Source organism: Streptomyces cirratus, assembly GCF_014650775.1.
In the GTDB taxonomy this organism is placed as follows: Bacteria; Actinomycetota; Actinomycetes; order Streptomycetales; family Streptomycetaceae; genus Streptomyces; species Streptomyces cirratus.
Genome location: NZ_BMVP01000006.1, coordinates 107,459 through 130,600 on the forward strand (window position 1 = coordinate 107,459; position 23,142 = coordinate 130,600).

Consider the following 23,142-nt stretch of genomic DNA (forward strand, 5'->3'; position numbering starts at 1 on the left):
GCGCACCCCGTTCGGACGCACACTGAGCTTGGCCCCGCCGGAGTGGCCGGCCCAGCCAGGCGGAGTTCCTTAGGGTTCCCATGGGGAGGCTCTCGTGCTCTTCGCAGCCCTGTGCGTACCGGTCCTGATGATGCTGTTCCTCATCGGGATGGGCGCCTTGGAAGACCTCCTGTCCCCTCCGACCGCCGAACCCGTCGAGGTGACCGCCGAGCAGAGCCCCGGCCCCGAGGTCTGAGGCCCGCGAGACGGCTCAGCCCAGCCGGTGGCGGACCCATACGTTCGGTTCGACGTAGACCGCATGGTCGTGCTCCGGTTCACAGTGGACGGGCACCAGCGCTCCCGGCACCCGCACCGGCCCCGGCTCGTCGAACGGCAGGCCCGTCCACTCCCGCCACTGCGCCAGCGAGCCGCTGATCGTCATGGACAGCGGGGCCACCGAGTCGATGACGGCGCCCGCCCGCACGTGGACCCGTAGCCACGGGTCGCAGGGCAGCCCGTCCTCACGGGTGCGGTACGCGTACTCCCCCATCGGCGTGTCCGGCTCGGCCGGTTTCCCGTTCGGCCGTACGGGTGCCACCACTTCCGCGAAACCGTGCGCCCGGGCGTTGTCCCGCATGGCGGCGAGCATGAGGTGGGACAGTCCCCGACCCTGCCGGCCGGGGGCGACCGTGATCTCGATGGCGCTGACCGTGTCGGGCCGGACCCCGTCCCGCCGGTCCGCGAACGCCCACAGCAGGACCTGGTCCCAGCCCCGTGCGGGCAGCGCCCCGCGGCCGTCGGCGTGCAGGGCGAAGGGCACGCTGAAGGCCCGGGCGACCACCTCGTCGCCGTCCGTGGCGATGAACACGTACTCGTCCAGCCGGGCCACCATCCACGGGTACAGCAACGAGGCGACGGGGTCGTTCTCGGCGAACGCCGGCCAGGGGTTCGCCATGTCCCACAGCCGCCCGGCGAGTTCGGGCCGCTGCGCGAGGGTGGTGATCAGGATGCCGGTCATGCCCGGAGGCTAAGCCCGCTCCCGGGCCCCCTCAAGCGCTTTACGCCGTAATCCCGTTGGCGCCCACCGCCCCCAGGCCGTCCCGCAGCCGCCGGACCGCCTCCGTGAGCTCCGCCGCGGCCGCGACCCCGGCGAAGCTGAGGCGGACGTACGGGCCCGGCGGCTCGGCGCAGAAGTAGGGCCGGCCCGGTGCGACCGCCACTCCGGCCCGCAGCGCGGCCGCCACGAAGGCGGCGTCGTCGATGCCCTCCCCCGGCCGGACCCACAACTGGTAGCCCCCGCGCGGAAGGTGGGGCACCTCCAGGGCGGGCAGCTCCCGGCGCAGCGCGCCCGCGAGCACCTCCCGGCGGTGGCGCAGCTCGGCGGCGACGGCGCGCAGGTGGCGCGGCCAGGCGGGCGCGCCGACCAGTTCGAGGGCGGCTTCCTGGAGCGGCCGGGGCACGAAGAAGCTGTCCACGACCTGGATGGCGCGCAGCCGGTCGAACACCGGGCCCCGGGCGGCCAGCGCGCCCACCCGCATGCTGGGCGAGGTGACCTTGGTCAGGGACCGTACGTGGACCACCACCCCGTCCTCGTCCTCGGCGGCCAGCGTCGGGGGCAGTGCTCCGGCGTCCTCGTGGGCCAGCGCACGGGCGTAGTCGTCCTCGACCACGAAGGCCCCGGCGGCCCGGGCGATCCGGAGCACCTCTGCGCGCCGGGCCTCCGTCAGCACCGCGCCGGTCGGGTTCTGGAACAGCGGCTGGCACACGAAGACCCGCGCGCCCGTCGCTTCGAAGGCGGCGGCCAGCAGCTCCGGCCGGACCCCCTCGGAGTCCACGGGGACCGGCACGGGCCGGCACCCCGAGGCGCGGGCGATCGCCAGCAGGCCGGGGTAGGTCGGTGATTCCACCAGGATCGGGGCCCCGGGCGGCGCCAGCGCCCGCAGTGCGGTGGTCAGCGCGCTCTGGCCGCCCGCGGTGATCAGGACGTCGGCCGCGGTGAGGGCGCGGGCCGCGCCGCCGATCTCCCGGGCGAACCAGTCGCGCAGCTCGGGCAGTCCCTCCACGGGCGTCCGCCCCCACGCGCCGGGCCGGCGCCCCGCCCGGGCCAGGGCCGCGGCCATGGCCCGCTCGGGCTGGAGCGAGGGGTGCAGGTAGCCGCTGTGCAGCTCGATCACCCCGGGCGGCGGCGCCGCCAGCGTCACCAGCACCCCGGAGGCGTCGACAGAACGCGGTACGACGTCTCCGGCGCCCTCGGCGGTCAGGGTGACCTCCTGCCACGAGGTGTCCCCGGGCGCGGGGGCCGACGTACGGGGCGGCGCGCGGAACACCCCGGCGCCGGGCCGGGTGACCACCAGCCCCTCGGCGGCGAGCTGGGCGAGGGCCCTGGAGACGGTGACGGGGCTGACCCGATAGCGCTCCACCAGGGCACGACTCGACGGCAGCTTTCCACCTATCGAGTAGCGGTTCAGTTCGGCTCGCAGGGATTCTGCCAGGGCCGCCACACTGCTACGCTCGTACATGACAGCACAGAATAGCGCTACTCTCGCCTCTCCGATAGCGGTCCGAGGATCGGCGAGGAGCGGAACCGTACTGGCGGCACTCGGCGTCACCACCTTCTCCCTGACGTTCCCCGGCACCGCCTGGGGCCTGGAGAGCTTCGGCCCCTGGTCCCTCGTCGCCCTGCGCGGCGTCCTCGCGGCCCTGGTGGCGGGGGGCTTCCTGCTCGCCCTGCGCGTGCCGCTGCCCGCCCGGGAGCACTGGGCCGGGCTGCTGGTCGTCGCGGGCGGGGTCGTCGTCGGCTTCCCGCTGCTGACCACCCTCGCGCTCCAGACGTCCACCACCTCGCACGCCGCCGTGGTGGTGGGTCTGCTGCCGCTGACCACGGCGGTGGTGTCCTCGCTGCGTACGGGGGCCCGGCCCTCGGGCCGCTTCTGGGCCGCCGCCGTCACCGGGGCGGTCGTCGTGCTCGCCTTCACCCTCGGGCAGAGCGGCGGCTCCCTCTCGGCCGGCGACCTGTACCTGTTCGGGGCGCTGCTGGTGTGCGCGGCCGGCTACACGGAGGGCGGCCGGCTGGCCCGGGTGCTGCCCGGCTGGCAGGTGATCGGCTGGGCCTTGGTGCTGTGCCTGCCCATCGGCCTGGTGGGCTCGGCCGTCGGGCTCGCCCACGAGCCGGCGCACCTGAACTGGCACGGGCTGGCCGGGCTCGTCTGGGTGGCGGCGGGGTCGTCCTTCTTCGGCCTGTACGTCTGGTACCGGGGAATGGCGGAGATCGGGGCCGTCCGGGCGAGCCAGCTCCAGCTCGCCCAGCCGCTGCTCACCCTGGTCTGGTCGGTGGCGCTGCTGGGCGAGCGACTGTCCCCGGCGGCGCCGGTCGCCGCCTGCGCGGTCCTGGTCTGCATCGCGGTGACCCAACGGGTCAAATAGCTGTCTATCGGCCTAAACTGCAAACACGGATCGGACCGCCACCGAGGAGGTCAGCTATGCGCGCGACCGAGGGCGACCAGCTGGTGCAGCACGGCAGGATCGTGGGCCAGCACGACAAGGTCGGTGAGATCACGCAGGTCCTGGGAGAGAACGGCACCCCTCCCTACCGCGTCCGCTTCCAGGACGGGCACGAGGCCGTGATGTCCCCGGGCCCCGACTGCGTGGTCAAGCACCCGACCGAATCCCCCCAGTGACCCCTCCTCTCCTTCACCCCTGAACCCCGACCGCAGCCGGGTTCAGCGCGGTGGCACCGGCGTCGGATAGTGATCGGCGACCACCCGGGCCATCGCCCCGTTGGGGTCCGCGACCACCTGCTTCGCCGAGAAGTAGACGTGGCCGCGGACCTCCGGGTAGCCCTTGGCGAACCGCACGTGCCGCGACAGTTCCGCGGGATCCCGCCAGGCTTCGGTCGCGCTGTCGGCGTCGCAGCGGTACAGCGCCTCCCCCACGTACAGGCTCACTCCCGTCCCCGCGACCGTACGGGCCCACCAGGGGACGATCTCGGCGTAGTCGGCGGTGGGGTGCCCGAGCTGCCAGTAGGCCTGCGGCACGATGTAGTCGAGCCAGCCCTCCTTGACCCACTTGCGCGTGTCCGCGTAGAGGTCGTCGTACGTGCTCACGCCCGCGCGGGTGTGCGAGCCCAGCGGGTCCACGTCGTCGTTGCGCCAGACGGCGAACGGGCTCACCCCGAACCGGGCCCCCGGCCGGATGCGGCGCAGCCGCTCGGACATCTCCCGGACCAGGGTGTCCGTGTTGTCGCGGCGCCATTCCTCGCGGGAGGCGAAGGAGCCGCCGTACTCCTCGAACGCGGCGTCGTCGTCGAACTCCTCGCCCTCGGCGGGGTACGGGTAGAAGTAGTCGTCCCAGTGCACCCCGTCCACCGGGTAGCGGGCCACGGCGTCGGCCATGGCGTCCTGCACGAACTGCCGCACCTGCGGCATCCCGGGGTTGTAGTACAGCTTCCCCCCGTACGGGACCACCCACTCGGGGTTGCGGCGGGCCGGGTGCGTCTCGGCGAGCCGGTCGGGGTCGGTGTGGTTGGCCACCCGGTACGGGTTGAACCAGGCGTGCAGCTCCAGGCCCCGCTCGTGCGCGGCGGCGACCGCCGTACCCAGCGGGTCCCAGCCGGGGTCGCGGCCCTGGGTCCCGGTCAGCCACTGCGACCAGGGCTCCAGCGGGGAGGGCCACATGGCGTCCGCCGCGGGCCGGACCTGGAGGATCACGGCGTTCAGCCGGCGCTCCACGGCGGTGTCCAGCAGGGACAGCAGCTCGGCGCGCTGCCGGTCGGCGGACAGTCCGGCCTTCGAGGGCCAGTCGACGTTCTCCACGGAGGCGATCCACATGCCCCGGAACTCCGCCGGGCCGGCCCCGCGGCGCCCGCCCGCGACCCGTTCGGCCCGGGCGGGGCCGGCCACCGCCCCCGCGGCCAGCAGGCCCGCCGCTCCCGCCAGTAGCCTGCGTCGTCCGATGTGCGCCATGTGACGGCTCCGTTCCGCTGTGTGACATCGCTCGCGTTCGCCCAGCATGCCCGCCCCGGGCCGCCACCCGGTGGAAGGTCGGGGGTAACGTCGTGGGGCGTGGCGGGCGCCGGGCAGCAGTTACCACTGCCGAGCACGGGGGACCCGCCGACGGATGAGCAGCGAAAGGCACGAAGTGACTGACCTCCCTTCCGACATCGTTCGAGTCGGCGTAGTGGGCTGTGGCCAGATGGGCGCGGGTATCGCCGAGGTGTGCGCCCGCAGTGGCCTTGAGGTCAAGGTCGCCGAGACCACGGGCGAGGCCCTGGAGATCGGACGTACCCGGCTGTACAACTCCCTGACCAAGGCCGCCGAACGCGGCAAGATCAGCGAGGAGGAGCGGGACGCCACGCTGGCCCGCCTCACCTTCACCACCGACCTCGGCGAGTTCGCCGACCGTGACCTCGTCATCGAGGCCGTCGTGGAGAACGAGCAGGTCAAGACGGAGATCTTCCAGGTCCTGGACCAGGTCGTCACCCGCCCGGACGCGATCTTGGCGTCCAACACCTCCTCGATCCCGCTGGTCAAGCTGGCCGTCTCGACCTCTCGGCCCGACCAGGTGATCGGCATCCACTTCTTCAACCCGGCCCCCGTGCAGCAGCTGGTCGAGCTGATCCCGGCGCTGACCACGGGCGAGGAGACCGTCAAGCGGGCCGACGCCCTGGTGCGCGACGTGCTCGGCAAGCACGCCATCCGCGCCCAGGACCGGTCCGGCTTCGTGGTCAACGCGCTGCTCATCCCGTACCTGCTGTCGGCGATCCGGATGTTCGAGTCCGGCATCGCCAGCCGCGAGGACATCGACAACGGCATGGAACTGGGCTGCGCCCACCCGATGGGCCCGCTGAAGCTGGCGGACCTGATCGGCCTGGACACCGTCGCCTCGGTCGCCGACAGCATGTACGCCGAGTTCAAGGAGCCGCTGTACGCCGCTCCCCCGCTGCTCCAGCGGATGGTCGACGCCGGCCGCCTCGGCCGCAAGACGGGCGCGGGCTTCTACCCGTACGGCTGACCGCTCAGCCCAGGCGCAGATGGCGCAGCAGGAGCAGGCCGGCCGCCATGTTGGCGGCCGGTACCTCGCCGCGGGCGATCATGTCGGGCACCTGTTTGAGCGGGACCCAGGCGCGGCGCGATGACTCGAAGTCGTCCTCGGGATGGCCGGTGTACGTGGCTCCGTCGGCCCAGTAGAGGTGGTGGCGGGCGTCGGTCAGCCCGTTGGAGGGCTCGACCGTCATCAGGTGGTGCAGGGGTCCGGGCCGCCAGCCCGATTCCTCCTCCATCTCGCGGGCGGCGGCGGCCGCGATGTCCTCGCCGTCCTCGACCACCCCGGCGGGCAGCTCCCAGCCCCAGCTGTCGGTGATGAAACGGTGGCGCCACAGCAGCAGCACCTCGTTGGCGTCGTTGACGGCCGTGGCCGCGGCGACGGGCCGCAGCCGGATCACGAAGTGGTCCAGGTGCCGCCCGTCGGGAAGTTCCACATCGGCGAGGTTCACATCGAACCAGCGGTTCTTGTACACGGTCTGCTCACTCAGGTTCGTCCACTGCACGGCTTTGCCACCTTCTCTTCGAACGGGTGGCAACATGGCAGCAGTCGGGGACGTCACAGGGGAACGCGCAGCGCCCCGTCGATGAGCCCGGCCGTCTCCTCGGCGCCGGCGCAGCCGCTGGTCAGCAACTGCTCGCGGACCGCGCGCAACCGGTCGCGCAACCTCAGCGACTCCATTCCCTTGGCCCGTTCCGCCATTTCGGCCGCCGACGCCACCGCCCGGTCCGCCTCCCCCTGGCGCAGCTGGATCTCGCACAGCATGGCCAGCCGGTGGACCCGGCCGCGCTCGTGCGCCGGCGTCCCGGCGGCGGCCGCCGCCTGCTCGTGCGCGGCGTCGAGGTCGCCGAGGCTGAGCAGCGCCTCGGCCACCTGTACGTTGACCAGCCCGGGCTGTACGTAGCCGGTCTCGGCCGGCTCCGCGCCGGGGCGGATCCGTTCGGCGGCCGCCTCCGCGTGCCGGATGCAGGCCAACGCGGCCGCGCCGTCGCCGAGTCGGGCGTAGGCCTTGGCCTGCATCGCGTACAGATCGGCGGCCAGGGCAGGGGTGGTGTGCCGTCCGGCGGAGCGCAGCGCGGCCTCGGCGAAGGCGACGGCCTGCCGGTGGTCCCGCAGGTGCAGCGACTGGTTGACGAGCAGCGCGATCACGTACGCCCCGAGCCCCCGGTCGCCGCTGGCCTTCGCGAGCCGCAGCGCCTGGTGGAAGTACCGCTGCGCGAGGCCGTGGGCGTCCGAGTCGTACGCGCAGATCCCCGCCACCGCCACCAGGGACCCGGTCGCCCGGTGCAACTGCCGCCCGAGGGCGTCGGGGTAACTCCCGCGCAGCATGGGCGCGGTCTCGCTGCCGAGGAAGCGCACGATGCGGGAACGGGTCGCGAGGCCGCCCGAGCGGCGGTACATCAGCTCGTAGTGGGCGCGGGCGGAGCCCAGGATCTCGATGTGCTCGGGGCCGATGCGGTGGGGGCCCTCGCGGGACACGTCGCAGTCCTCCGGCGGGTTCTCCCACTCCCAGACCGGGATCACGGCGGGCGTCCCCGTGAGCGCCTCCACGGCCGACGGGCGGGAGCGCCCCTGCTCGTCGGCCCGCCAGAGCGCGGCGGCGCGGTCGACGAAGCCGCTGAGCGGGGTCGGGTGGAGCGCGGGCCGGCCGGGCAGGCCGAGCCCGGCGTCGTCCAGCGAGACGGGCCGCCGCAGCCTCGCGCCGAGCACCTCGCAGATCAGCTCGGGTACCTGGCCGCGCGGCCGCTGCCCCTTCAACCAGCGGGAGACGGCGGTGTGTTCGTAGCGCAGCGCGAGTCCGCGGGAGCGGCCCGCATGGTTGACGTGCGCGGCGAGGCCGGCGTGGGACATTCCCGCCTCGGCGAGGAGGGCGTCGAGCAGGGCGTTGGGCTGCATGGGGCCCCTCCATGGGCTTGTCCCGCTCAGGCTAGTGGGTGCGGGGTTCACACGGGGTGTGAACCGTGTACGCGCATAAATGCGATACGCACCCTGCCGCGGGGGCGCCCGGGGGCGCTTCACTTAAGGGCCTCGCCAAGAGGCCGCTCGGGTCGTCGGCTCCCCCTCGTACAGTGCGACGACCCGGCACCGCGCCGCCCGTCCTGTTGTCTGCCCGACACTCCACGGCAGGCGGGCGGCGCGCCACGGCTCCTGCGGGTGCCCGGTTGGTCGCCGGGCCGCGCCGGGGCCGGGGCGACCGCGCACCGGGACCCTTCCACCGGGCCCCGGTGCGCCGTCCCGTCCGGGGTCTCGTCCGGCGCAACCACCGCGCCCCGGAGGCACGTTCAGCCTCGCCGGCGTCTGAGGCGCGGGATGCGGGGCGCATTCCAGCCTCGCCGGCGTCTGAGGCGCGGGGTGCGGGGCGCATTCCAGCCTCGCCGGCGTCTGAGGCGCGGGGTGCGGGGCGCATTCCAGCCTCGCCGGCGTCTGAGGCGCGGGGTGCGGGGCGGAGCCCCGCGAAGCCCGGCGCAGCCGGGGGCGCTTGCGCTGCGGCGGCGCGGCCGAAGGGCCCGGCCGGGGGCCGGGAACGGGTGAGGGGCGCAGCCCGGTCGGCGGGTGCGCCCCTCGTTCAAGACCTGCGGCGGCTACGCCCCCCGCAGCACCGCCCCCGCCCGCTCCGCGGCCAGCGCCACGGCCGCGTCCCGCGCCGCCGTCGACTCCTCCGCCGTCAGCGTCCGGTCGGCCGCGCGGAAGCGCAGCGCGTACGCCAGGGACTTCTTGCCCTCACCGACCTGCTCACCGGTGAACACGTCGAACAGCCGCAGCGATTCGAGGAGTTCGCCCGCGCCCTCGCGCAGGGCCGCCTCCACCGCGGACGCCGGAACCGACGCGTCCACGATCAGCGCGACGTCCTGGGTCGCCACCGGGAAGGTGGAGATCCGCGGCGCCCGCACGGCCTCGCCGCCGGCCGCCGCGAGGCGGTCCAGGTCGAGTTCCATGGCGCTGGTGCGCGCCGGCAGGCCCATCGCCTTGACCACGCGCGGGTGCAGCTCACCGGCGTGCCCGATGACCGTCTCCGCCCCGTCCAGGGTGACGACCAGTTCCGCGCACCGGCCCGGGTGCCACGGGCCGTACTGACCCTGGCGCACCACGAGTTCCGCACCGGCCTCGACGGCCAGCGAGCGCGCGGCCTGCACCGCGTCCGCCCAGTCGGCCGGACGGCCCTTGCCCCACCAGCCGGCCGCTTCACGCGCACCGGCCAGCACGACCGCGGCGTACCGCGGCTGGGCGGGCAGGGCCGCGTTCAGCGTGGCGATCTCCTCGTCCGTGGGACGCCGGTCGACGGGCAGCCGTACGGCGACACCCGGCCGCTCGCCGGCCAGGAAGACCGAACCGGTCTCGAAGAGCGCGAGGTCGTGGCTGCCCCGGCTGTCGTTGCGGCGCAGCGCCCCCAGCAGGCCCGGCAGCAGCGTCGTGCGCAGCGTCGGCTCCTCGTCGGAGATCGGGTTGACCAGCTTGACGACCCTGCGGGCGGCGTCGTCCGCGGGCAGCTGGAGCTGGTCGAAGACGCCCTCGCCGATGAACGGGTAGCTGAGCGCCTCGACGTAGCCCGCGCCGGCCAGCGCGCGGCCGACCCGGCGGTGCAGCTGCTGCCGGGCGGTCAGACCGCGGCCGGAGGGCACCTGCGGCAGGGTCGAGGGGAGGTTCCCGTAGCCCTCCAGCCGGATGACCTCTTCGGCGAGGTCGTTCGGCTCGGCGAGGTCGGGCCGCCAGGACGGGACGGTGACGACGAGCTCGTCCTGCCCGTAGACGTCGCAGCCGATCTCCTGGAGGCGGCGTACGACGGTCTCGCGGCCGTAGTCCATGCCCGCCACCCGGTCCGGGTGGTCCGCGCTCATCGCGATGGTGCGCGGGGCGCCCGGGGCGGTGAGCTCGGTGACTCCGGCCTCGGCGGTGCCGCCGGCGAGCAGCACCAGCAGGTCGACGGTCCGCTGCGCGGCCGCGGAGGCGGCCGCCGGGTCCACGCCCCGCTCGAAGCGCTTGGACGCCTCGGAGGACAGCTTGAGCCGGCGGGCGGTGCGCGAGATCGACACGGCGTCGAAGTGCGCGGCCTCGATGACGACGTCCGTGGTGCCCGTGACCTGGCCGGTCTCGGGGTCCGTGACGGAGTCGGCGATCTCGGTGTTCGCGCCGCCCATGACACCGGCGAGGCCGATCGGCCCGCTGTTGTCGGTGATCACCAGGTCCTCGGCGTCGAGCGTGCGCTTGACCCCGTCGAGGGTGGTGAACTTCTCGCCCTGCTCGGCACGGCGGACGCCGATGGCGCCGTCCAGGCGCGAGCGGTCGTACGCGTGCAGCGGCTGGCCGAGCTCCAGCATCACGTAGTTGGTGACGTCGACGGCGAGCGAGATCGGGCGCATGCCCGCCTTCTGCAGGCGGCGCGTGAGCCAGATCGGGGAGCGGGCCTCCGGGTCGAGACCGGTCACCGTACGGGCGGTGAAGCGGTCGCAGCCGGCCGGGTCGTCGATCTTGACGAGGTAGCCGTACGAGTTCGGCGCGGGCACGTCCAGCAGCGCCGGGTCGCGCAGCGGCAGGCCGTAGGCGGTGGCGGCCTCACGGGCCACGCCGCGCATCGACATGCAGTAGCCGCGGTCCGGGGTGATGTCGATGTCGAGGACCTCGTCGACGAGCTGGAGCAGCTCGATCGCGTCGGTGCCGACCTCGTGCTCCGGCGGCAGCACGATGATGCCGTGCGTACCGTCGTCGCCCATGCCCAGCTCCTCGCCGGAGCAGATCATGCCGTGCGAGGTCTTGCCGTACGTCTTGCGCGAGGCGATCGCGAAGTCGCCGGGCAGCACCGCGCCGGGCAGGACCACGACCACCTTGTCGCCGACGGAGAAGTTCCGTGCGCCGCAGACGATCTCCTGCGGCTCGCCGGTGCCGTTGGCCTGGCCGACGTCGACCGTGCAGAAGCGGATCGGCTTGCGGAAGCCCTCCAGCTCCTCGATGGTCAGGACCTGGCCGACGACCAGGGGGCCCTTGAGCCCGGCGCCGAGCTGCTCGACGGTCTCGACCTCCAGGCCGGCGTCGACGAGCTTGGCCGCGACGTCGCGACCGGTTTCACCCGCGGGGAGGTCGACGTACTCCCGCAGCCAAGAAAGCGGGACCCGCATCAGATCTCCATCCCGAACGGCCGGGTGAAACGGACGTCACCCTCGACCATGTCTCGCATGTCTTCAACGTTGTGGCGGAACATCAGCATCCGTTCGATGCCGAAGCCGAAGGCGAAGCCGCTGTACTTCTCCGGGTCGACGCCGCAGGCGGTGAGCACCTTGGGGTTGACCATGCCGCAGCCGCCCAGCTCGATCCAGCCCTCGCTGGAGCAGGTACGGCAGGGGCGGTCGGGGTTGCCCACCGACTCGCCGCGGCACACGTAGCACTGCATGTCCATCTCGGCGGACGGCTCGGTGAACGGGAAGAAGTGCGGGCGCAGACGCGTGGTGGTGCCCTCGCCGAACAGCTCCTGGACCATGTGGTCCATGGTGCCCTTGAGGTCCGCCATGGTCAGGCCCTCGTCCACCGCGAGCAGCTCGACCTGGTGGAAGACCGGGGTGTGCGTCGCGTCGAGCTCGTCGGTGCGGTACACCCGCCCCGGGCAGACGATGTACACGGGCGGCTTGCGCTCCAGCAGCGAGCGCGCCTGCACCGGGGAGGTGTGGGTCCGCAGTACGACGCCGGACTCGTCGCCCTCGGTGCCGGCGGGCCCCTGGACGAAGAAGGTGTCCTGCATCTGGCGTGCCGGGTGGTCGGGCGTGAAGTTGAGGGCGTCGAAGTTGAACCACTCCGCCTCGACCTCGGGGCCCTCCGCGACCTCGTACCCCATGCCCACGAAGATGTCCGCGATGCGGTCCATCAGGGTGGTCAGGGGGTGGCGGGCGCCGGCCGGGACGCGGTCGTAGGGCAGCGTGACGTCCACTGCCTCCTCGACCAGCACCCGCTCGTCTCGCTCGGCCTCGAGCTCGACGGTGCGGGCCCCGAAGGCCTTGTTCACGGCGCCGCGGGCCTGGCCGACGCGCTTGCCGGCCTCGGCCTTGGCCTGGGGCGGCAGGGCGCCGATCTCGCGGTTGGCGAGCGCCAGGGGCGAGCGGTCGCCCATGTGCGCGGTCTTCGCCTCACGGAGCTCGTCGAGGTCGCCGGCGGCCGCGAAGGCGGCGAGCGCCTCGTCCCGCATGCGCTCGATCTCTTCCGGTTTCAGTGCCTCGACCTCGACAGGGTCGTACGACTTGTTCGGTGCCGACATCTCTTCCCGTACTTCCGATGGCTGGCTGGTGGTCCCCGTACGACTCGATCGGACCGATCGAAGCAGAGACACAAAGGTGCCAAAGCACGAGTCTAAAGGTCGCCGGGGGTGAAGGGGGCCCGTGGGCCGCCTGGCGAGACGCTCCGCAGGGTTACTGCGTGAGGTAGGCCGGGGCGGCGACGGGCAGGATAAATCGGAACTCGGCGCCGCCGCCGGGGCCGCGGCCGACCGTGATGGTGCCGCCGTGGGCCTCCACGATGCCCTTGACGATGTACAGGCCCAGGCCGGTGCCGCCGCGTTTGCTGCCCCGCCAGAAACGGGTGAACACGCGGCCCATCGACTCCTCGGGGATACCGGGGCCCTCGTCGGTCACGGTGACGGCGGTTCCCTTCTCGGTCTTCCCCGCGGCGTTCGCGAAGGTGGTCGGCGATACGTCGATGGTGACGGTTCCCTCACCGTGGCGCACCGCATTTTCGAGCAGGTTGCCCAGGATCTGGTCGATCTTGTCCGGGTCGGCCCACAGGTCGGGCAGCGGGCGGCTGACGCGTACGAGGAACCGGTCGGGGGCCTGCCCGTTCGCGGTCAGCGCCTGCACGTGCCGGCCGACGGCGGTGGCGATGTCCACCGGCTGCCGGCGCACCTCCAGCCGCCCCGAGTCGATGCGGGAGATGTCCAGCAGCTCCGCGATCAGCCGGGTGACGCGATTGGCGTCCGCGTCGACGGTCTCCAGCATCAGCAGCTTCTGGTCGTCGGTGAACCGGCCCCATTTGGCGAGCAGGGTCGCGGTGAAGCCTTTGACGGAGGTCAGCGGGGAACGCAGCTCGTGCGCGACGGTGGCGATCAGCTCGGCGTGGCTGCGCTCGGTGCGCCGCCGCGCCTCGGTGCCGCGCAGGGTGATCACCAGGCGGCGCAGCGGGCCGGTGGGGTGGGTGCGCACGTAGCGGGCGGAGACCAGGACCTCCCGGCCGCCGGGGAGCAGCAGGTTCCGCTCGGGCTGTCCGCGCCGGGTGGCCAGGCCCCCGTAGGGGTCGGTCAGCGTCCACCAGCGGCGGCCTTCGAGGTCCTCCAGCGGCAGCGCCCGGTCGATCCGTGCCCCGAGGGCCTCGCTGGGCGCGAGCGCGGTGATCCGGGCGGCGGCGGAGTTGAAGCAGATGACCCGGCCGGTGTGGTCGGCGACGACCAGCCCGTCGGGCAGGTCGTCGGCGTCTATCCCCAGGGCCCCCAGGTGCGCCGGCGCGGCCTGTGCGGGAACGGCGCGTCCCGACGGACCGGCCGCTCCGGCCGCCGCCGGTGAGCTGTTCGTACCGACGCTCATGTCCCCGCTACCCCACATCTCCGAGTACCGCAGTGGGCCCCCCGGGCCGCCACATTACTAGCTGCGGGTCACGGAGCGGCACCCTCCGGACGCCCGCTGTGCACGCGCGGACGCGTACAGGCACACCGCGGCGGCCGTGGCGAGGTTCAGGCTCTCCGCCTTGCCGTGGATCGGGACGCGTACGACGGCGTCGGCCAGCGCCCGGGTCTCCTCCGGCAGGCCCCACGCCTCGTTGCCGAAGACCCAGGCGGTCGGGCCGCCCATGGTGCCCGCGTCCAGCTCCGCGTCGAGGTCGTCCTCCCCGGCCCCGTCGGCAGCCAGGATGCGTACGCCCGCCGCCCGCAGCCCCTGCACGGCCTGCTCGACGGGCACCCCGACCGCCACCGGGAGGTGGAAGAGGGAGCCCACGGAGGCCCGTACGGACTTCGGGTTGTACAGGTCCACCGAGGCGTCGGTCAGTACCACCGCGTCGGCACCGGCCGCGTCCGCGCAGCGCAGGACCGTACCGGCGTTGCCGGGGTCGCGGACGTGCGCGAGGACGGCGACCAGCTTGGGGCCGGCCGCCAGGATGTCCTCGAACGGCGAATCGAGGAAGTGGCAGACGCCGACCAGACCCTGCGGGGTGACGGTCTGCGAGACCTCGGCGAGCACCTCGTCGCAGGCGTAGTGCACGCGCGCCCCGGCCAGCAGCGCGGCTTCGACGATGTCGGCGTACCGCTCGGCGGCCTCGACGGTGGCGAACAGCTCGATCAGGGTCGAGGTGCCCCCGGGGCCGCGGTGCTCGACGGCCTCGCGGACCGCCTGCGGGCCCTCGGCGATGAACCGGCGCTCTTTGGTGCGGAAGTTGCGTCGCGCCAGGCGCCTGGCGGCGGCCACCCGCGGGGACCGGGGGGAGATCAGCTCGGCGGGGGTGCCCATGGCGTCAGCGGTTCTTTCTCGGGTGTCCGGTGCGCGGCTCCGGCGTGAGCGGCGGCCACGGGGGCCCGGCCGGCCGGAGACGAGCGGGGTTCTCGGGGGCCCCGTCGCGCGGGGCGAAAGCACACGGACCCGCAGGCGATTCGCCTGCGGGTCCGTGGGTGCCGACTGCTTTTACGCGGCCGGCCAGTCCTTAGGCAGCGGCCTTCGGGGCGTTGACGTCGGCCGGGAGGGCCTTCTGCGCGACCTCGACGAGCGCGGCGAACGCGTTGGCGTCGTTGACGGCCAGCTCCGCGAGGATCTTGCGGTCCACCTCGATGTTGGCGGCCTTGAGACCCTGGATGAGGCGGTTGTAGGTCATGCCGTTCTGGCGGGCAGCGGCGTTGATGCGCTGGATCCACAGCTGACGGAAGTCGCCCTTGCGCTTCTTGCGGTCGTTGAAGTTGTAGACCAGCGAGTGGGTGACCTGCTCCTTGGCCTTGCGGTACAGGCGCGAACGCTGACCGCGGTAGCCGGAGGCCGCCTCGAGGATCGCCCGGCGCTTCTTGTGGGCGTTTACTGCCCGCTTGACGCGTGCCACTTTTTAACTCCTTGTAGCGGGGCCGTGGGTGTCTTCACACGGCCCGAATTCAGATGGGGTCCCGGTCTCGACGTACCGCTCCCGGCGAGGGGAGCGGAGTACGTCACTTGCCGAGAAGCTTCTTGATCTTCGCGGCGTCGCCGGGGGCCATCTCCGCGGTGCCGGTCAGGCGGCGGGTGACACGGGACGACTTGTGCTCGAGCAGGTGGCGCTTGCCGGCGCGCTCACGGAGCACCTTGCCGGAGCCGGTGATCTTGAAGCGCTTCTTGGAACCGCTGTGCGTCTTGTTCTTCGGCATAGCGCCGTTATCTCCTCGTCGGTGGCGCTCCCGCCGGTCCTGGGGACCGGCTCACGGGAGCGTCATGTTGTGTCGGTGATTCCGAGACGGGCTGCCTCGGGATCAGGCCTCGGCAGATGCCTCGTGGGAGGTGTCCGCCTCGTCGGAGGCGGCCTCGGCGGAGACGTCTGCCTCGTCGGCGTCGGCCTCGACGGCGATGTCGGCTTCCTCGGAAGCCTCCTCCTCGCCGGCAGGGGCCACGCCCTGGCGCTCGGCCTTGCGGGCGGCCTGCGCCTCGCGGGCTTCGGCCATCGCCTCGGTCTTCTTCTTGTGCGGACCGAGAACCATGATCATGTTTCGGCCGTCCTGCTTCGGGTTCGACTCGATGAACCCGAGGTCCTCGACGTCCGAAGCGAGGCGCTGCAGCAGTCGGTAGCCGAGTTCCGGCCGGGACTGCTCGCGACCACGGAACATGATCGTGATCTTGACCTTGTCGCCCTGCTTGAGGAACCGAACGACGTGACCCTTCTTGGTGTCATAGTCGTGCGGGTCGATCTTCGGCCGGAGCTTCATTTCCTTGATGACCGTGTGCGCCTGGTTCTTGCGCGCCTCACGGGCCTTCATGGCCGACTCGTACTTGAACTTGCCGTAGTCCATGAGCTTGCAGACCGGCGGGCGTGCGGACGCCGCGACCTCGACCAGGTCGAGGTCGTACTCCTGCGCGAGCTCAAGCGCCTTGGCAAGCGGCACGATGCCGACCTGCTCGCCGCTGGGACCGACGAGTCGTACCTCGGGAACGCGAATCCGGTCGTTGATGCGGGGCTCGGTGCTGATGGATCCTCCTCGGTAGCACCACACGACTGTCTGGCAGACAGCCGTTGACGTTGGTGTCGTCAGACCGGCCTCGGCGGGATATGAAAAAAGCCCCGCCGGGACACAGGCAGGGGCTCCAACACAACCGGAGCACCGTCGCGTGCGAACCGCGGGGCGCAGACTCGGGCGGCTTTCCATCGTCCGTACGGAACGATGGATACCACCAGACCGGTGACCCGCCGCCCCAGAAGGCGGTCAGGTGGGAGAATCGGAGCCTCCACTTGTGGGCCGGGGACACAGGTCTCCGGCCGGTCGTAGCCCAATATAGCATTCCGCGCCAGAGCCGCTCACCCGGAGCCGGGCGGTCCGCGGCCGGCGCGGCCCGGCTTATCGTGTGGAGCATGACTGACGCGACCCCCACCCCCGCCACCGAGGCCGGCCCCACCCCGGACGCTCCCGACTACGACGCCATGACCCGCGACATCGCGGACGTGCCCGCCGTCGAGGTGATCACCACGGTGGCCGTGCACCTGCTGAGCGCCGCGGCGGTCAACCTGGGCCTGGACAAGCCCGACTCCGAGCACAAGGACCTCGACGAGGCCCGCAAGCTGATCACCGCCCTCGCCGGCCTGGTCACCGCGAGCGCCACCGAGATCAGCTCCTTCCACGCGGCCCCGCTGCGCGACGGCCTCAAGTCGCTCCAGCTGGCCTTCCGCGAGGCTTCCATCGTGCCGGACGAGCCGGGCCAGGGGCCGGGCGAGAAGTTCACGGGTCCGGTGTACGGGTAACCCCGCACTCCCCCACGCACCGAACGGGAAGGGCCGGGACCGCCGCCTCAGCGGCTGTCCCGGCCCTTCCCATGTGGCCTGCGCAGCACCCCGTGGTCGTGGGCGGCCCGGACGGCCTCCTTGCCCGGCCTCAGCGGGTGAAGAGCGGCTCCCCCGGCGGCGGTGCGGCGGCCGACGGCAGCAGGGCCAGGTCCAGCCCGCGCACCAGCCTGCCGCGCAGGGTCTCATCGGCCGCGAGCGCCTCGGCGACCCGACGGGCGGCCGCCGGGCCGACGGCGTCGGAGGCCGGCACGATCGCGAGGGTGCCGTCGGATCCGGGGCTCCCCGGGCCGAGATGGGCGCGCAGCACCTCGGGCTCCCCCGCCACCGCCGCCCGCACGGCCTCGCGCACGGCGGGGTCGGCCAGCGGGTCCGCATCCGTGCGCCCCTCGGCGAGTGCCAGCAGGGCCGGGCCGGTGAGCTGGTACGGGACGGGACCGGCCAGGTCGAGCACGACCGTGTCGGCCTTCTCGTGCGCGGCGGCCGCCAGGGCCTGGTGCAGCGGGACCGCCACCGGGCGGGCCGCCGGGTCCCACAGCGCCAGGGAGGCCGTGGAGGTGAAGGCCGGCAGGGCCCGGCGGTTGCCCGCGGTCAGGGTCGGGACGGCCATGTCGCTGGTCTTCTCGCGCCGCAGGCCCGTCTCGGGGTCGGTCTCGACCTCGCCGAGCATGGCGACGACGGGCACCAGCAGGCGGGCGCCCTTGAGGGCGGCCAGCACCTGCGGTTCGCGCGAGCGGTCCTGCGCCCAGGCGGCCAGGGCCGCGCTCAGTGCGGGATCGGCGGAGCCGTCGTCGTCGGAGAAACCGGGGTCGGGAATGTTCTTGTTCGCCACAGTTAACCGACCCTATCCCGCCGCGGGCCGCGCGGGCGCCGGGCCAGTACCGCGGCCACCGCGAGCAGCGCCACACCGGCGGCGGCCGCCTCCGGGGCGCCCAGGCGCGGCCGGCGCTCGGAGCGGCCGGCCGGCTCCGGTCCGGGCCCGAAGTAGGTGCGCCCGGCGGCGACGGGCGTGGGCAGCGCGGCTTCCGGGCGGAGCCTCGCCGCGCCCTGGAGCGCCGCGGCGGCGTCCACGGTGCCGTAGCCGCGGGAGTCGTCGCGGCCTCCGGCCGGAGCGTCCGAGGCGGTGTCCCGGAGCAGCTTCTTGATCTGCGCCGGGGACAGGCCCGGGTGGGCGGCCTTGACCAGGGCCACCGTTCCCGAGACGAAGGCGGCGGCGGCGCTGGTGCCCCAGCCCTCGTAGTAGGCGCGGTCGGGATCGGCGATGACCACGTCGACGCCGGGGGCGCTGACGGTGGCGTACCAGTGGCGGGTGGAGAAGTCGGCCTTCTTGCCCCTGCGGTCGACGGCGGCGACGGCGATCACCCCGGGGTAGGCGGCCGGGTAGGAGGCGGGGTCGCCGTGTTCGCCGCCGTTGCCCGCGGAGGCGACGACGACCACGCCCTTGCCGAGGGCGTACTGGACGGCCTCGTCCTCGGCGGCTTCGTGGTGGGCGGACTCGCTGTCGTCGCCCAGCGAGAGGTTGATGACGTCGGCGCCGTGGTCGGCGGCCCAGCGGATGCCTTCGGCGAGGGCGCCCGACTTGGTGTCGCGGGCCTTGGCGCGGCCGGGGTCGCTCTCCTCCAGGATCACGCGGACCGGGAGGATCTTGGCGTGCGGGGCGACGCCGAGCACGCCTTCGGCGCGGTCGGGGCCGTGGCCGCGCCCGGCGATGATGGCGGCCATCGCGGTGCCGTGGCGGGCCCAGGCGCGGTCGCCGCGGCCGGCGCCCATGGCGACGAGGTCGGCTCCGTCGAGGACCTGGCCGGTGAGGTCGGGGTGGGTCCCGTCGACGCCGGTGTCGAGGACGGCGACGGTGATCCCCTCGCCCTGGGTGGTGCCCCAGGCCTCCTCGGCGCGCAGGGTGAGCAGGCCCCACTGGCGGTCGCGGATGGTGTCGGCGGCCGCGGGGTGGGCGGTGGCGGCGGTGAGGAGGGCGGCGAGGGTCAGGACCGCGGCCGTGCGGGGCCGGCTCATCGGGCGGGTTCCGGGTCCGTGCGGTGCGATGCGGGCGGGGCGGCGAGCTCCTCGACGGTGCGTTCGATCCGCCCGGCGACGGCCTTGGCCTCGTGACCGAGTCCCGCTTGGGCGGGCGCTCCGGTGGCGCCGGGCCGGGCCGCCTCCTCGGCGGCCTGGGGCGCGTCCTGGACCCGGCCGTCGGCGAAGGCGGAGACGGCGTAGACGACGGCCGGGGCCACGGGGACGACGCTCGCGGTCCAGGTGGCCCGCTGGGAGTCGGTGAAGCCGTAGGCGGAGGGGGCGGGGAGGTGCCCGCGCAGTCCGTTCATGGTGGCGGGGTCGGCGGTGGTGAAGACGAGGCCGACGCTGACCAGGGAGCTGCGGGTGGAGTCGGTGTAGGTGGCGCGCAGGACGCGGGCGCAGCCGGTGGGGGCCAGGGCGGTGCGCCAGTCGGCGCCGAGGGCGGCGGGGCCGCAGTCCGCGTCGGGGGCGAGCGCGACCCGGGTCCAGGTCCGGTCGGCGCCGCCGGGACCGTCGCCCGCGCCGTCGAGCAGGGGCGGGAAGAGCCGGTCGGCCGGGGCGTTGCGCCACAGCGACGCGGCCGCCCGGTAGGCGGCTTCGGCGGGTACTGGGCGCCGGGCGGCGCGGTGGTCGCTCCAGGCGGTGGCGGCGGCCCCGGCGGTGAGGCCGGTGCCGAGCAGGGCGCAGAGCACGGCGGCCGTGAGGCGGGCGGGGCTGCGGGGCGCGGCCGGGGCCGCTTCGGGTCCGGTGAGGTCCGCGGGCAGCGGTGTAGACGTCGTCATCCGGCGGCTGTGCCCCCCGTTCGTCCGCTGCGGCCTTGTCCGTACTCTACGAGGTCGCGCGGGCCGCCCGGTGGCGTCCCCCCGTGCGCGGGACGGCCGAACCCGGCCCCGGCAGACCCCTACCCACGGGTACACCCACGTGGCAGGCTGCCGCCATGACTTCCGACCGTGCCCGGTACGACGCGGCCACCGCCCACCTCGACGCGCCGCTGGCCATCGTCGACCTGGAGGCGTTCGACGCCAACGCCGACGACATCGTCCGCCGCGCCGGCGGCAAGCCGGTCCGCGTGGCCAGCAAGTCCGTGCGGTGCCGGGCGCTGCTGGAGCGGGTGCTGGCCCGGCCAGGGTTCGCCGGGATCATGTCGTACACCCTCGCGGAGAGCATCTGGCTGGCCCGCTCAGGTTTCGAGGACGTGCTCCTCGCCTACCCGAGCGCCGACCGCGCCGGCTTCGCCGAACTGGCCGGCGACCCGAAGCTCGCCGCCGCCGTCACCGTGATGGTCGACGACCCGGCGCAGCTGGAGCTGATCGAGCGCTCCCGCGACGGGGGCACCCAGGAGGTCCGGGTCTGCCTGGAGCTGGACACCGCCCTGCACCTGCTCGGCGGCAGGATCCGCGTCGGAGCCCGCCGTTCGCCGCTGCGCGAGCCGGCCCAGCTCGCCGCGCTGGCCCGCGCGGTCGCGGCCCGTCCGGGGTTCCGGGTGGTGGGGCTGATGGGCTACGAGGGCCACGTCGCCGGGGTCGGTGACCTCCTCACGGGACGCCCCGTGCGCTCCCGGGTGATCCGGCTGATGCAGGCCGCGGCGCGCAAGGAGCTCGCCGCCCGCCGCGCCGAGGCGGTACGGGCGGTGCGGGCCGTCGTCCCGGACCTGGAGTTCGTCAACGGCGGTGGCACCGGCAGCGTGCAGCACACCGCCGCGGAGGAGGCGGTCACCGAGATCGCCGCCGGGTCGGGGCTGTACGTGCCGCGCCTGTTCGACAACTACACCTCGTTCCGGGGCCGCCCGGCGGCGCTCTTCGCCCAGCCGGTGGTGCGCAGGCCCGGCGTCGGGGTGGTGACGGTGCTCGGCGGCGGCTACCCGGCCTCGGGCGCGGCCGGAGCGGACCGGCTGCCGCAGCCGTACCTGCCGCGGGGTCTGCGCTACGACCCGCAGGAGGGCGCGGGCGAGGTGCAGACGCCGCTGCTGGGCGGTCCGGCCGACGACCTGCTGATCGGGGACCGGGTCTGGTTCCGTCACGCGAAGGCGGGCGAACTGTGCGAGCGCTTCGACGTGCTGCACCTGGTCGAGGGCGACCGGGTGGGCGCGACCGTCCCGACCTACCGGGGCGAGGGCCGCACCTTCCTGTGACCGCGTCCGCCGCCGGTGGGCCTCCCGGGACCGCAGCCCACCGGGGCCCGGGGAAATTCCGGATGACCGGGGGGCGTACCGGCACGTAACGTGCCGTCCATGGACCCGCTCACCGAACAACAGATCCGTTCGTCCTTCGTGAACTGCAGCAAGGGCGAGGCGACCCGGCTGAAGCTGCCCCTGGACTTCGCCGAACTGCCCTGGGAGGACCTGGACTTCCTGGGGTGGGTGGACCCGGGCGCGCCGCTGCGCGCCCACATCGTGCGCCCCGGTACGGACGGTTCCCCCGTCGGCATCACGCTGCGGGTCCCGGGCGCGAACCGGGCGGGCGCCTTCAAGTCCAGCATTTGTCAGATATGCCTGACGGGGCACGCCTCCTCCGGCGTCGCTCTCCTCGTCGCCCCCTTGGCGGGGGCTCGCGGACGGGAGGGCAACAGCGTGGGTACGTACCTCTGCGCCGACCTGGCGTGCTCCCTCTACATGCGGGGCAAGCGGCAGCCGAAGCTGCGTACCCGCGGCTACGAGGAGACGCTGTCCCTGGAGGAGCGCGTCGCGCGCGCCGAGGCGAACCTGGACGCCTTCGCCGCCAAGGTCACCGGCTGACGCCCTCTGGTAGACCTAGTAGACCGAGTCCGTCTGGTCCGGGACGACGCTCGTGTCGGCCCGGCGGACGGGGCCCGGGGTGCCGTCGTGGTCGACGTAGCCCGTCGTCGCGCACGGGTACGGGGCGCTCTTCTGCTTCTTCGGTTCGATGAACATCGGGTTCACGATCCACTTGCCGTCGCTGTTGTCGTAAGCGCGGCACATCAGTTCGTTCTTGTTCCGGTTCAGGACGAGCCGCAGGGCGGTCGCGTCGCGCAGGAACGACACGTCGGTGTCGGAGTCGCCCGCGGCGAAGACCTGGCGCCGGGCGGCGGGCTGGACCTTCTCGGCGGCCGCTCCCCGGACGCCGAAGACCTCCTGGTTGATCCAGCAGCGCTTGCCGTCGATGTAGGTGATCATCGTGTCCGCGCCGTCCTTCACCGACCCGCAGCCCCGCAGATGGGGGGTGAACCTGCCGCCGGGGGTGGTGGTGTTGCGTATGCCGATGACGTGGTCCGCGGAGATTCCGACGCCTTCGGCCCAGACCTCCACGACGGGCTGGGGCGAGGCCGAGGTGATCCACACGTCGAAGCCGGCCTGCCGCAAACCGTGGATCAGGTCCCGCTGCTGGTCGTAGTAGCGGACCCAGGCGGTGGCGGTGGTGCTGCCGACCCGCTGGGTGGCGCCGACCGGTGCCGCCAGGTTCTCGGCCCGCGCGGCGGCCGCGAAGGCACGGACCTCGGCGGGGCGCCAGCCGTGTGTCAGCTGCGCCAGCCAGGCGTAGGCCGGTTCGACCGTACGGTGGTCCGCGCCGGCGAAGGCGGGGGCGCCGGCCCGGGTGGCGGCGGTGCCGTAGACGGCCAGTACCTCGTCCGCGCAGGCCGCGCCGGCGGCGGTGCCGGTGGGCAGTGGGGCGCCGGGGCGGGCAAGGGTGTCGCAGGCGCCGGCGAGGGCCCGGACGGCGGCCGGGGTGAGGTAGCGGCTGGTGGCGGACCAGTCGCCGGAGGCGGGCCGGCGTATCTTGCCGCCGCGCAGCAGCCAGTACATCGTGGCGTCGCCGACGTCGTTCTTGACGACGGTGTTGTCCCAGTCGAAGACGGCGACGGGCTTGGTGCGGGCGGGGCGGTACGGGTTGCACGTGCCGTACTGGTCGATCAGCTGCTGGAGCCGCGCCCGGTTGTCCCCGTACCAGCCGCCCGTGAGCCGCGGGGTGGTGCAGCGTGCGGCGGGCGCGGCCCCGGCGGCGGGGGCGCCGGCCGCGAGGGCGCCGGCGCAGAGGGTGACGGCGGCGGTCACGGCCTGGAGCCGCCCTGCGCGGGTGGGTCGGGTCACTGGCGTGGACCTTCCTGTTCCGGGGGGTCGTCGGGGGCGGCCGAGCACGGCGGCCGGGCGTCGCGCGACGCCCGGCGGCCGCGATGGCACAGGGGTGG

Annotated in this window: 23 protein-coding genes; 7 read left to right on the forward strand and 16 right to left on the reverse strand. The window is 73.7% G+C overall.

The features are described 5' to 3' along the window. Nucleotides 1-94: 94 nt before the first annotated feature. On the forward strand, nt 95-235 hold the full coding sequence (locus IE207_RS17865; RefSeq protein WP_190185231.1) for a hypothetical protein: 141 nt from the start codon (nt 95-97) through the stop codon (nt 233-235). Nucleotides 236-250: 15 nt separating this feature from the next. Here the strand turns inward: IE207_RS17865 and IE207_RS17870 are convergent, their stop codons facing one another. Both IE207_RS17870 and IE207_RS17875 read right to left on the reverse strand, forming a co-directional pair. Beyond that, nucleotides 251-997, reverse strand: a complete 747-nt coding sequence (locus tag IE207_RS17870) for an N-acetyltransferase (RefSeq protein WP_190185232.1) — start codon at nt 995-997, stop codon at nt 251-253. 40 nt (nt 998-1,037) lie between these two features. Further along, nucleotides 1,038-2,498: an aminotransferase-like domain-containing protein gene (locus tag IE207_RS17875; RefSeq protein WP_190185233.1), complete on the reverse strand. Its 1,461-nt coding sequence runs from the start codon at nt 2,496-2,498 to the stop codon at nt 1,038-1,040. Here IE207_RS17875 and IE207_RS17880 point away from each other — a divergent pair. Then, nucleotides 2,497-3,402 carry a DMT family transporter gene (locus tag IE207_RS17880; protein ID WP_190185234.1) on the forward strand — a complete coding sequence of 302 codons (906 nt, stop codon included), beginning with the start codon at nt 2,497-2,499 and terminating at the stop codon, nt 3,400-3,402. The genes IE207_RS17875 and IE207_RS17880 overlap by 2 nt on opposite strands. A 56-nt stretch (nt 3,403-3,458) precedes the next feature. After that, nucleotides 3,459-3,656, forward strand: a complete 198-nt coding sequence (locus tag IE207_RS17885) for a DUF1918 domain-containing protein (protein WP_190185235.1) — start codon at nt 3,459-3,461, stop codon at nt 3,654-3,656. 42 nt (nt 3,657-3,698) lie between these two features. On the opposite strand, the gene IE207_RS17890 is transcribed toward IE207_RS17885, so the two are convergent. Further along, complete coding sequence (locus IE207_RS17890; RefSeq protein WP_190185236.1) at nt 3,699-4,940, reverse strand: glycoside hydrolase family 10-like protein; 1,242 nt, start codon at nt 4,938-4,940, stop codon at nt 3,699-3,701. Nucleotides 4,941-5,094: 154 nt separating this feature from the next. Between IE207_RS17890 and IE207_RS17895 the strand changes: the two genes are divergently transcribed. Further along, on the forward strand, nt 5,095-5,988 hold the full coding sequence (locus IE207_RS17895; protein ID WP_190185237.1) for a 3-hydroxybutyryl-CoA dehydrogenase: 894 nt from the start codon (nt 5,095-5,097) through the stop codon (nt 5,986-5,988). A gap of 4 nt (nt 5,989-5,992) precedes the next feature. On the opposite strand, the gene IE207_RS17900 is transcribed toward IE207_RS17895, so the two are convergent. From IE207_RS17900 to infC, 9 genes are all read right to left on the reverse strand, one after another. Continuing rightward, the gene (locus IE207_RS17900; protein WP_190185238.1) at nt 5,993-6,523 is read right to left on the reverse strand and encodes an NUDIX hydrolase; all 531 of its coding nucleotides are present in this window, start codon (nt 6,521-6,523) and stop codon (nt 5,993-5,995) included. A gap of 53 nt (nt 6,524-6,576) precedes the next feature. Further along, on the reverse strand, nt 6,577-7,914 hold the full coding sequence (locus tag IE207_RS17905; RefSeq protein ID WP_190185239.1) for an NsdA family TPR-like regulatory protein: 1,338 nt from the start codon (nt 7,912-7,914) through the stop codon (nt 6,577-6,579). Nucleotides 7,915-8,600: 686 nt separating this feature from the next. Then, on the reverse strand, nt 8,601-11,129 hold the full coding sequence (pheT, locus tag IE207_RS17910) for a phenylalanine--tRNA ligase subunit beta (protein WP_190185240.1): 2,529 nt from the start codon (nt 11,127-11,129) through the stop codon (nt 8,601-8,603). After that, nucleotides 11,129-12,256, reverse strand: coding sequence for a phenylalanine--tRNA ligase subunit alpha (pheS, locus tag IE207_RS17915; RefSeq protein WP_190185241.1), 1,128 nt, complete (start codon nt 12,254-12,256; stop codon nt 11,129-11,131). Before pheS ends, pheT begins: the two co-directional genes overlap by 1 nt. 151 nt (nt 12,257-12,407) lie before the next feature. After that, on the reverse strand, nt 12,408-13,571 hold the full coding sequence (locus IE207_RS17920; RefSeq protein ID WP_190185242.1) for a sensor histidine kinase: 1,164 nt from the start codon (nt 13,569-13,571) through the stop codon (nt 12,408-12,410). A 57-nt stretch (nt 13,572-13,628) separates the two neighbouring features. Continuing rightward, nucleotides 13,629-14,489, reverse strand: coding sequence for a TrmH family RNA methyltransferase (locus tag IE207_RS17925; RefSeq protein WP_190185243.1), 861 nt, complete (start codon nt 14,487-14,489; stop codon nt 13,629-13,631). Between the two features lie 190 nt (nt 14,490-14,679). Further along, the gene (rplT, locus tag IE207_RS17930; protein ID WP_007263143.1) at nt 14,680-15,066 is read right to left on the reverse strand and encodes a 50S ribosomal protein L20; all 387 of its coding nucleotides are present in this window, start codon (nt 15,064-15,066) and stop codon (nt 14,680-14,682) included. A 103-nt stretch (nt 15,067-15,169) separates the two neighbouring features. Further along, nucleotides 15,170-15,364, reverse strand: a complete 195-nt coding sequence (gene rpmI, locus IE207_RS17935; protein WP_030387121.1) for a 50S ribosomal protein L35 — start codon at nt 15,362-15,364, stop codon at nt 15,170-15,172. Nucleotides 15,365-15,466: 102 nt separating this feature from the next. Further along, nucleotides 15,467-16,201 (reverse strand): translation initiation factor IF-3, encoded by a 735-nt coding sequence (infC, locus tag IE207_RS17940; RefSeq protein ID WP_190185244.1) that lies wholly within the window; start codon nt 16,199-16,201, stop codon nt 15,467-15,469. A 356-nt stretch (nt 16,202-16,557) separates the two neighbouring features. Between infC and IE207_RS17945 the strand changes: the two genes are divergently transcribed. Beyond that, nucleotides 16,558-16,944: a DUF1844 domain-containing protein gene (locus IE207_RS17945; RefSeq protein ID WP_190185245.1), complete on the forward strand. Its 387-nt coding sequence runs from the start codon at nt 16,558-16,560 to the stop codon at nt 16,942-16,944. A gap of 130 nt (nt 16,945-17,074) precedes the next feature. Here IE207_RS17945 and IE207_RS17950 read toward each other — a convergent pair whose 3' ends face one another. The 3 genes from IE207_RS17950 to IE207_RS17960 are packed head-to-tail and all read right to left on the reverse strand — an operon-like array spanning nt 17,075 to nt 19,781. Further along, nucleotides 17,075-17,815, reverse strand: a complete 741-nt coding sequence (locus IE207_RS17950; protein WP_190185246.1) for an SseB family protein — start codon at nt 17,813-17,815, stop codon at nt 17,075-17,077. Nucleotides 17,816-17,817: 2 nt separating this feature from the next. After that, complete coding sequence (mycP, locus tag IE207_RS17955) at nt 17,818-18,996, reverse strand: type VII secretion-associated serine protease mycosin (RefSeq protein WP_190185247.1); 1,179 nt, start codon at nt 18,994-18,996, stop codon at nt 17,818-17,820. Continuing rightward, nucleotides 18,993-19,781, reverse strand: coding sequence for a hypothetical protein (locus tag IE207_RS17960; RefSeq protein WP_229873794.1), 789 nt, complete (start codon nt 19,779-19,781; stop codon nt 18,993-18,995). The genes mycP and IE207_RS17960 overlap by 4 nt, the downstream gene beginning before the upstream one ends. A gap of 155 nt (nt 19,782-19,936) precedes the next feature. On the opposite strand from IE207_RS17960, the gene IE207_RS17965 reads away from it, so the two are divergent. Both IE207_RS17965 and IE207_RS17970 read left to right on the forward strand, forming a co-directional pair. Further along, on the forward strand, nt 19,937-21,130 hold the full coding sequence (locus IE207_RS17965; protein WP_190185248.1) for an amino acid deaminase/aldolase: 1,194 nt from the start codon (nt 19,937-19,939) through the stop codon (nt 21,128-21,130). A gap of 99 nt (nt 21,131-21,229) precedes the next feature. After that, on the forward strand, nt 21,230-21,733 hold the full coding sequence (locus IE207_RS17970; RefSeq protein ID WP_190185249.1) for an FBP domain-containing protein: 504 nt from the start codon (nt 21,230-21,232) through the stop codon (nt 21,731-21,733). A 15-nt stretch (nt 21,734-21,748) separates the two neighbouring features. Here IE207_RS17970 and IE207_RS17975 read toward each other — a convergent pair whose 3' ends face one another. Then, nucleotides 21,749-23,044 (reverse strand): haloacid dehalogenase-like hydrolase, encoded by a 1,296-nt coding sequence (locus tag IE207_RS17975; protein WP_229873795.1) that lies wholly within the window; start codon nt 23,042-23,044, stop codon nt 21,749-21,751. Nucleotides 23,045-23,142: the final 98 nt, after the last annotated feature.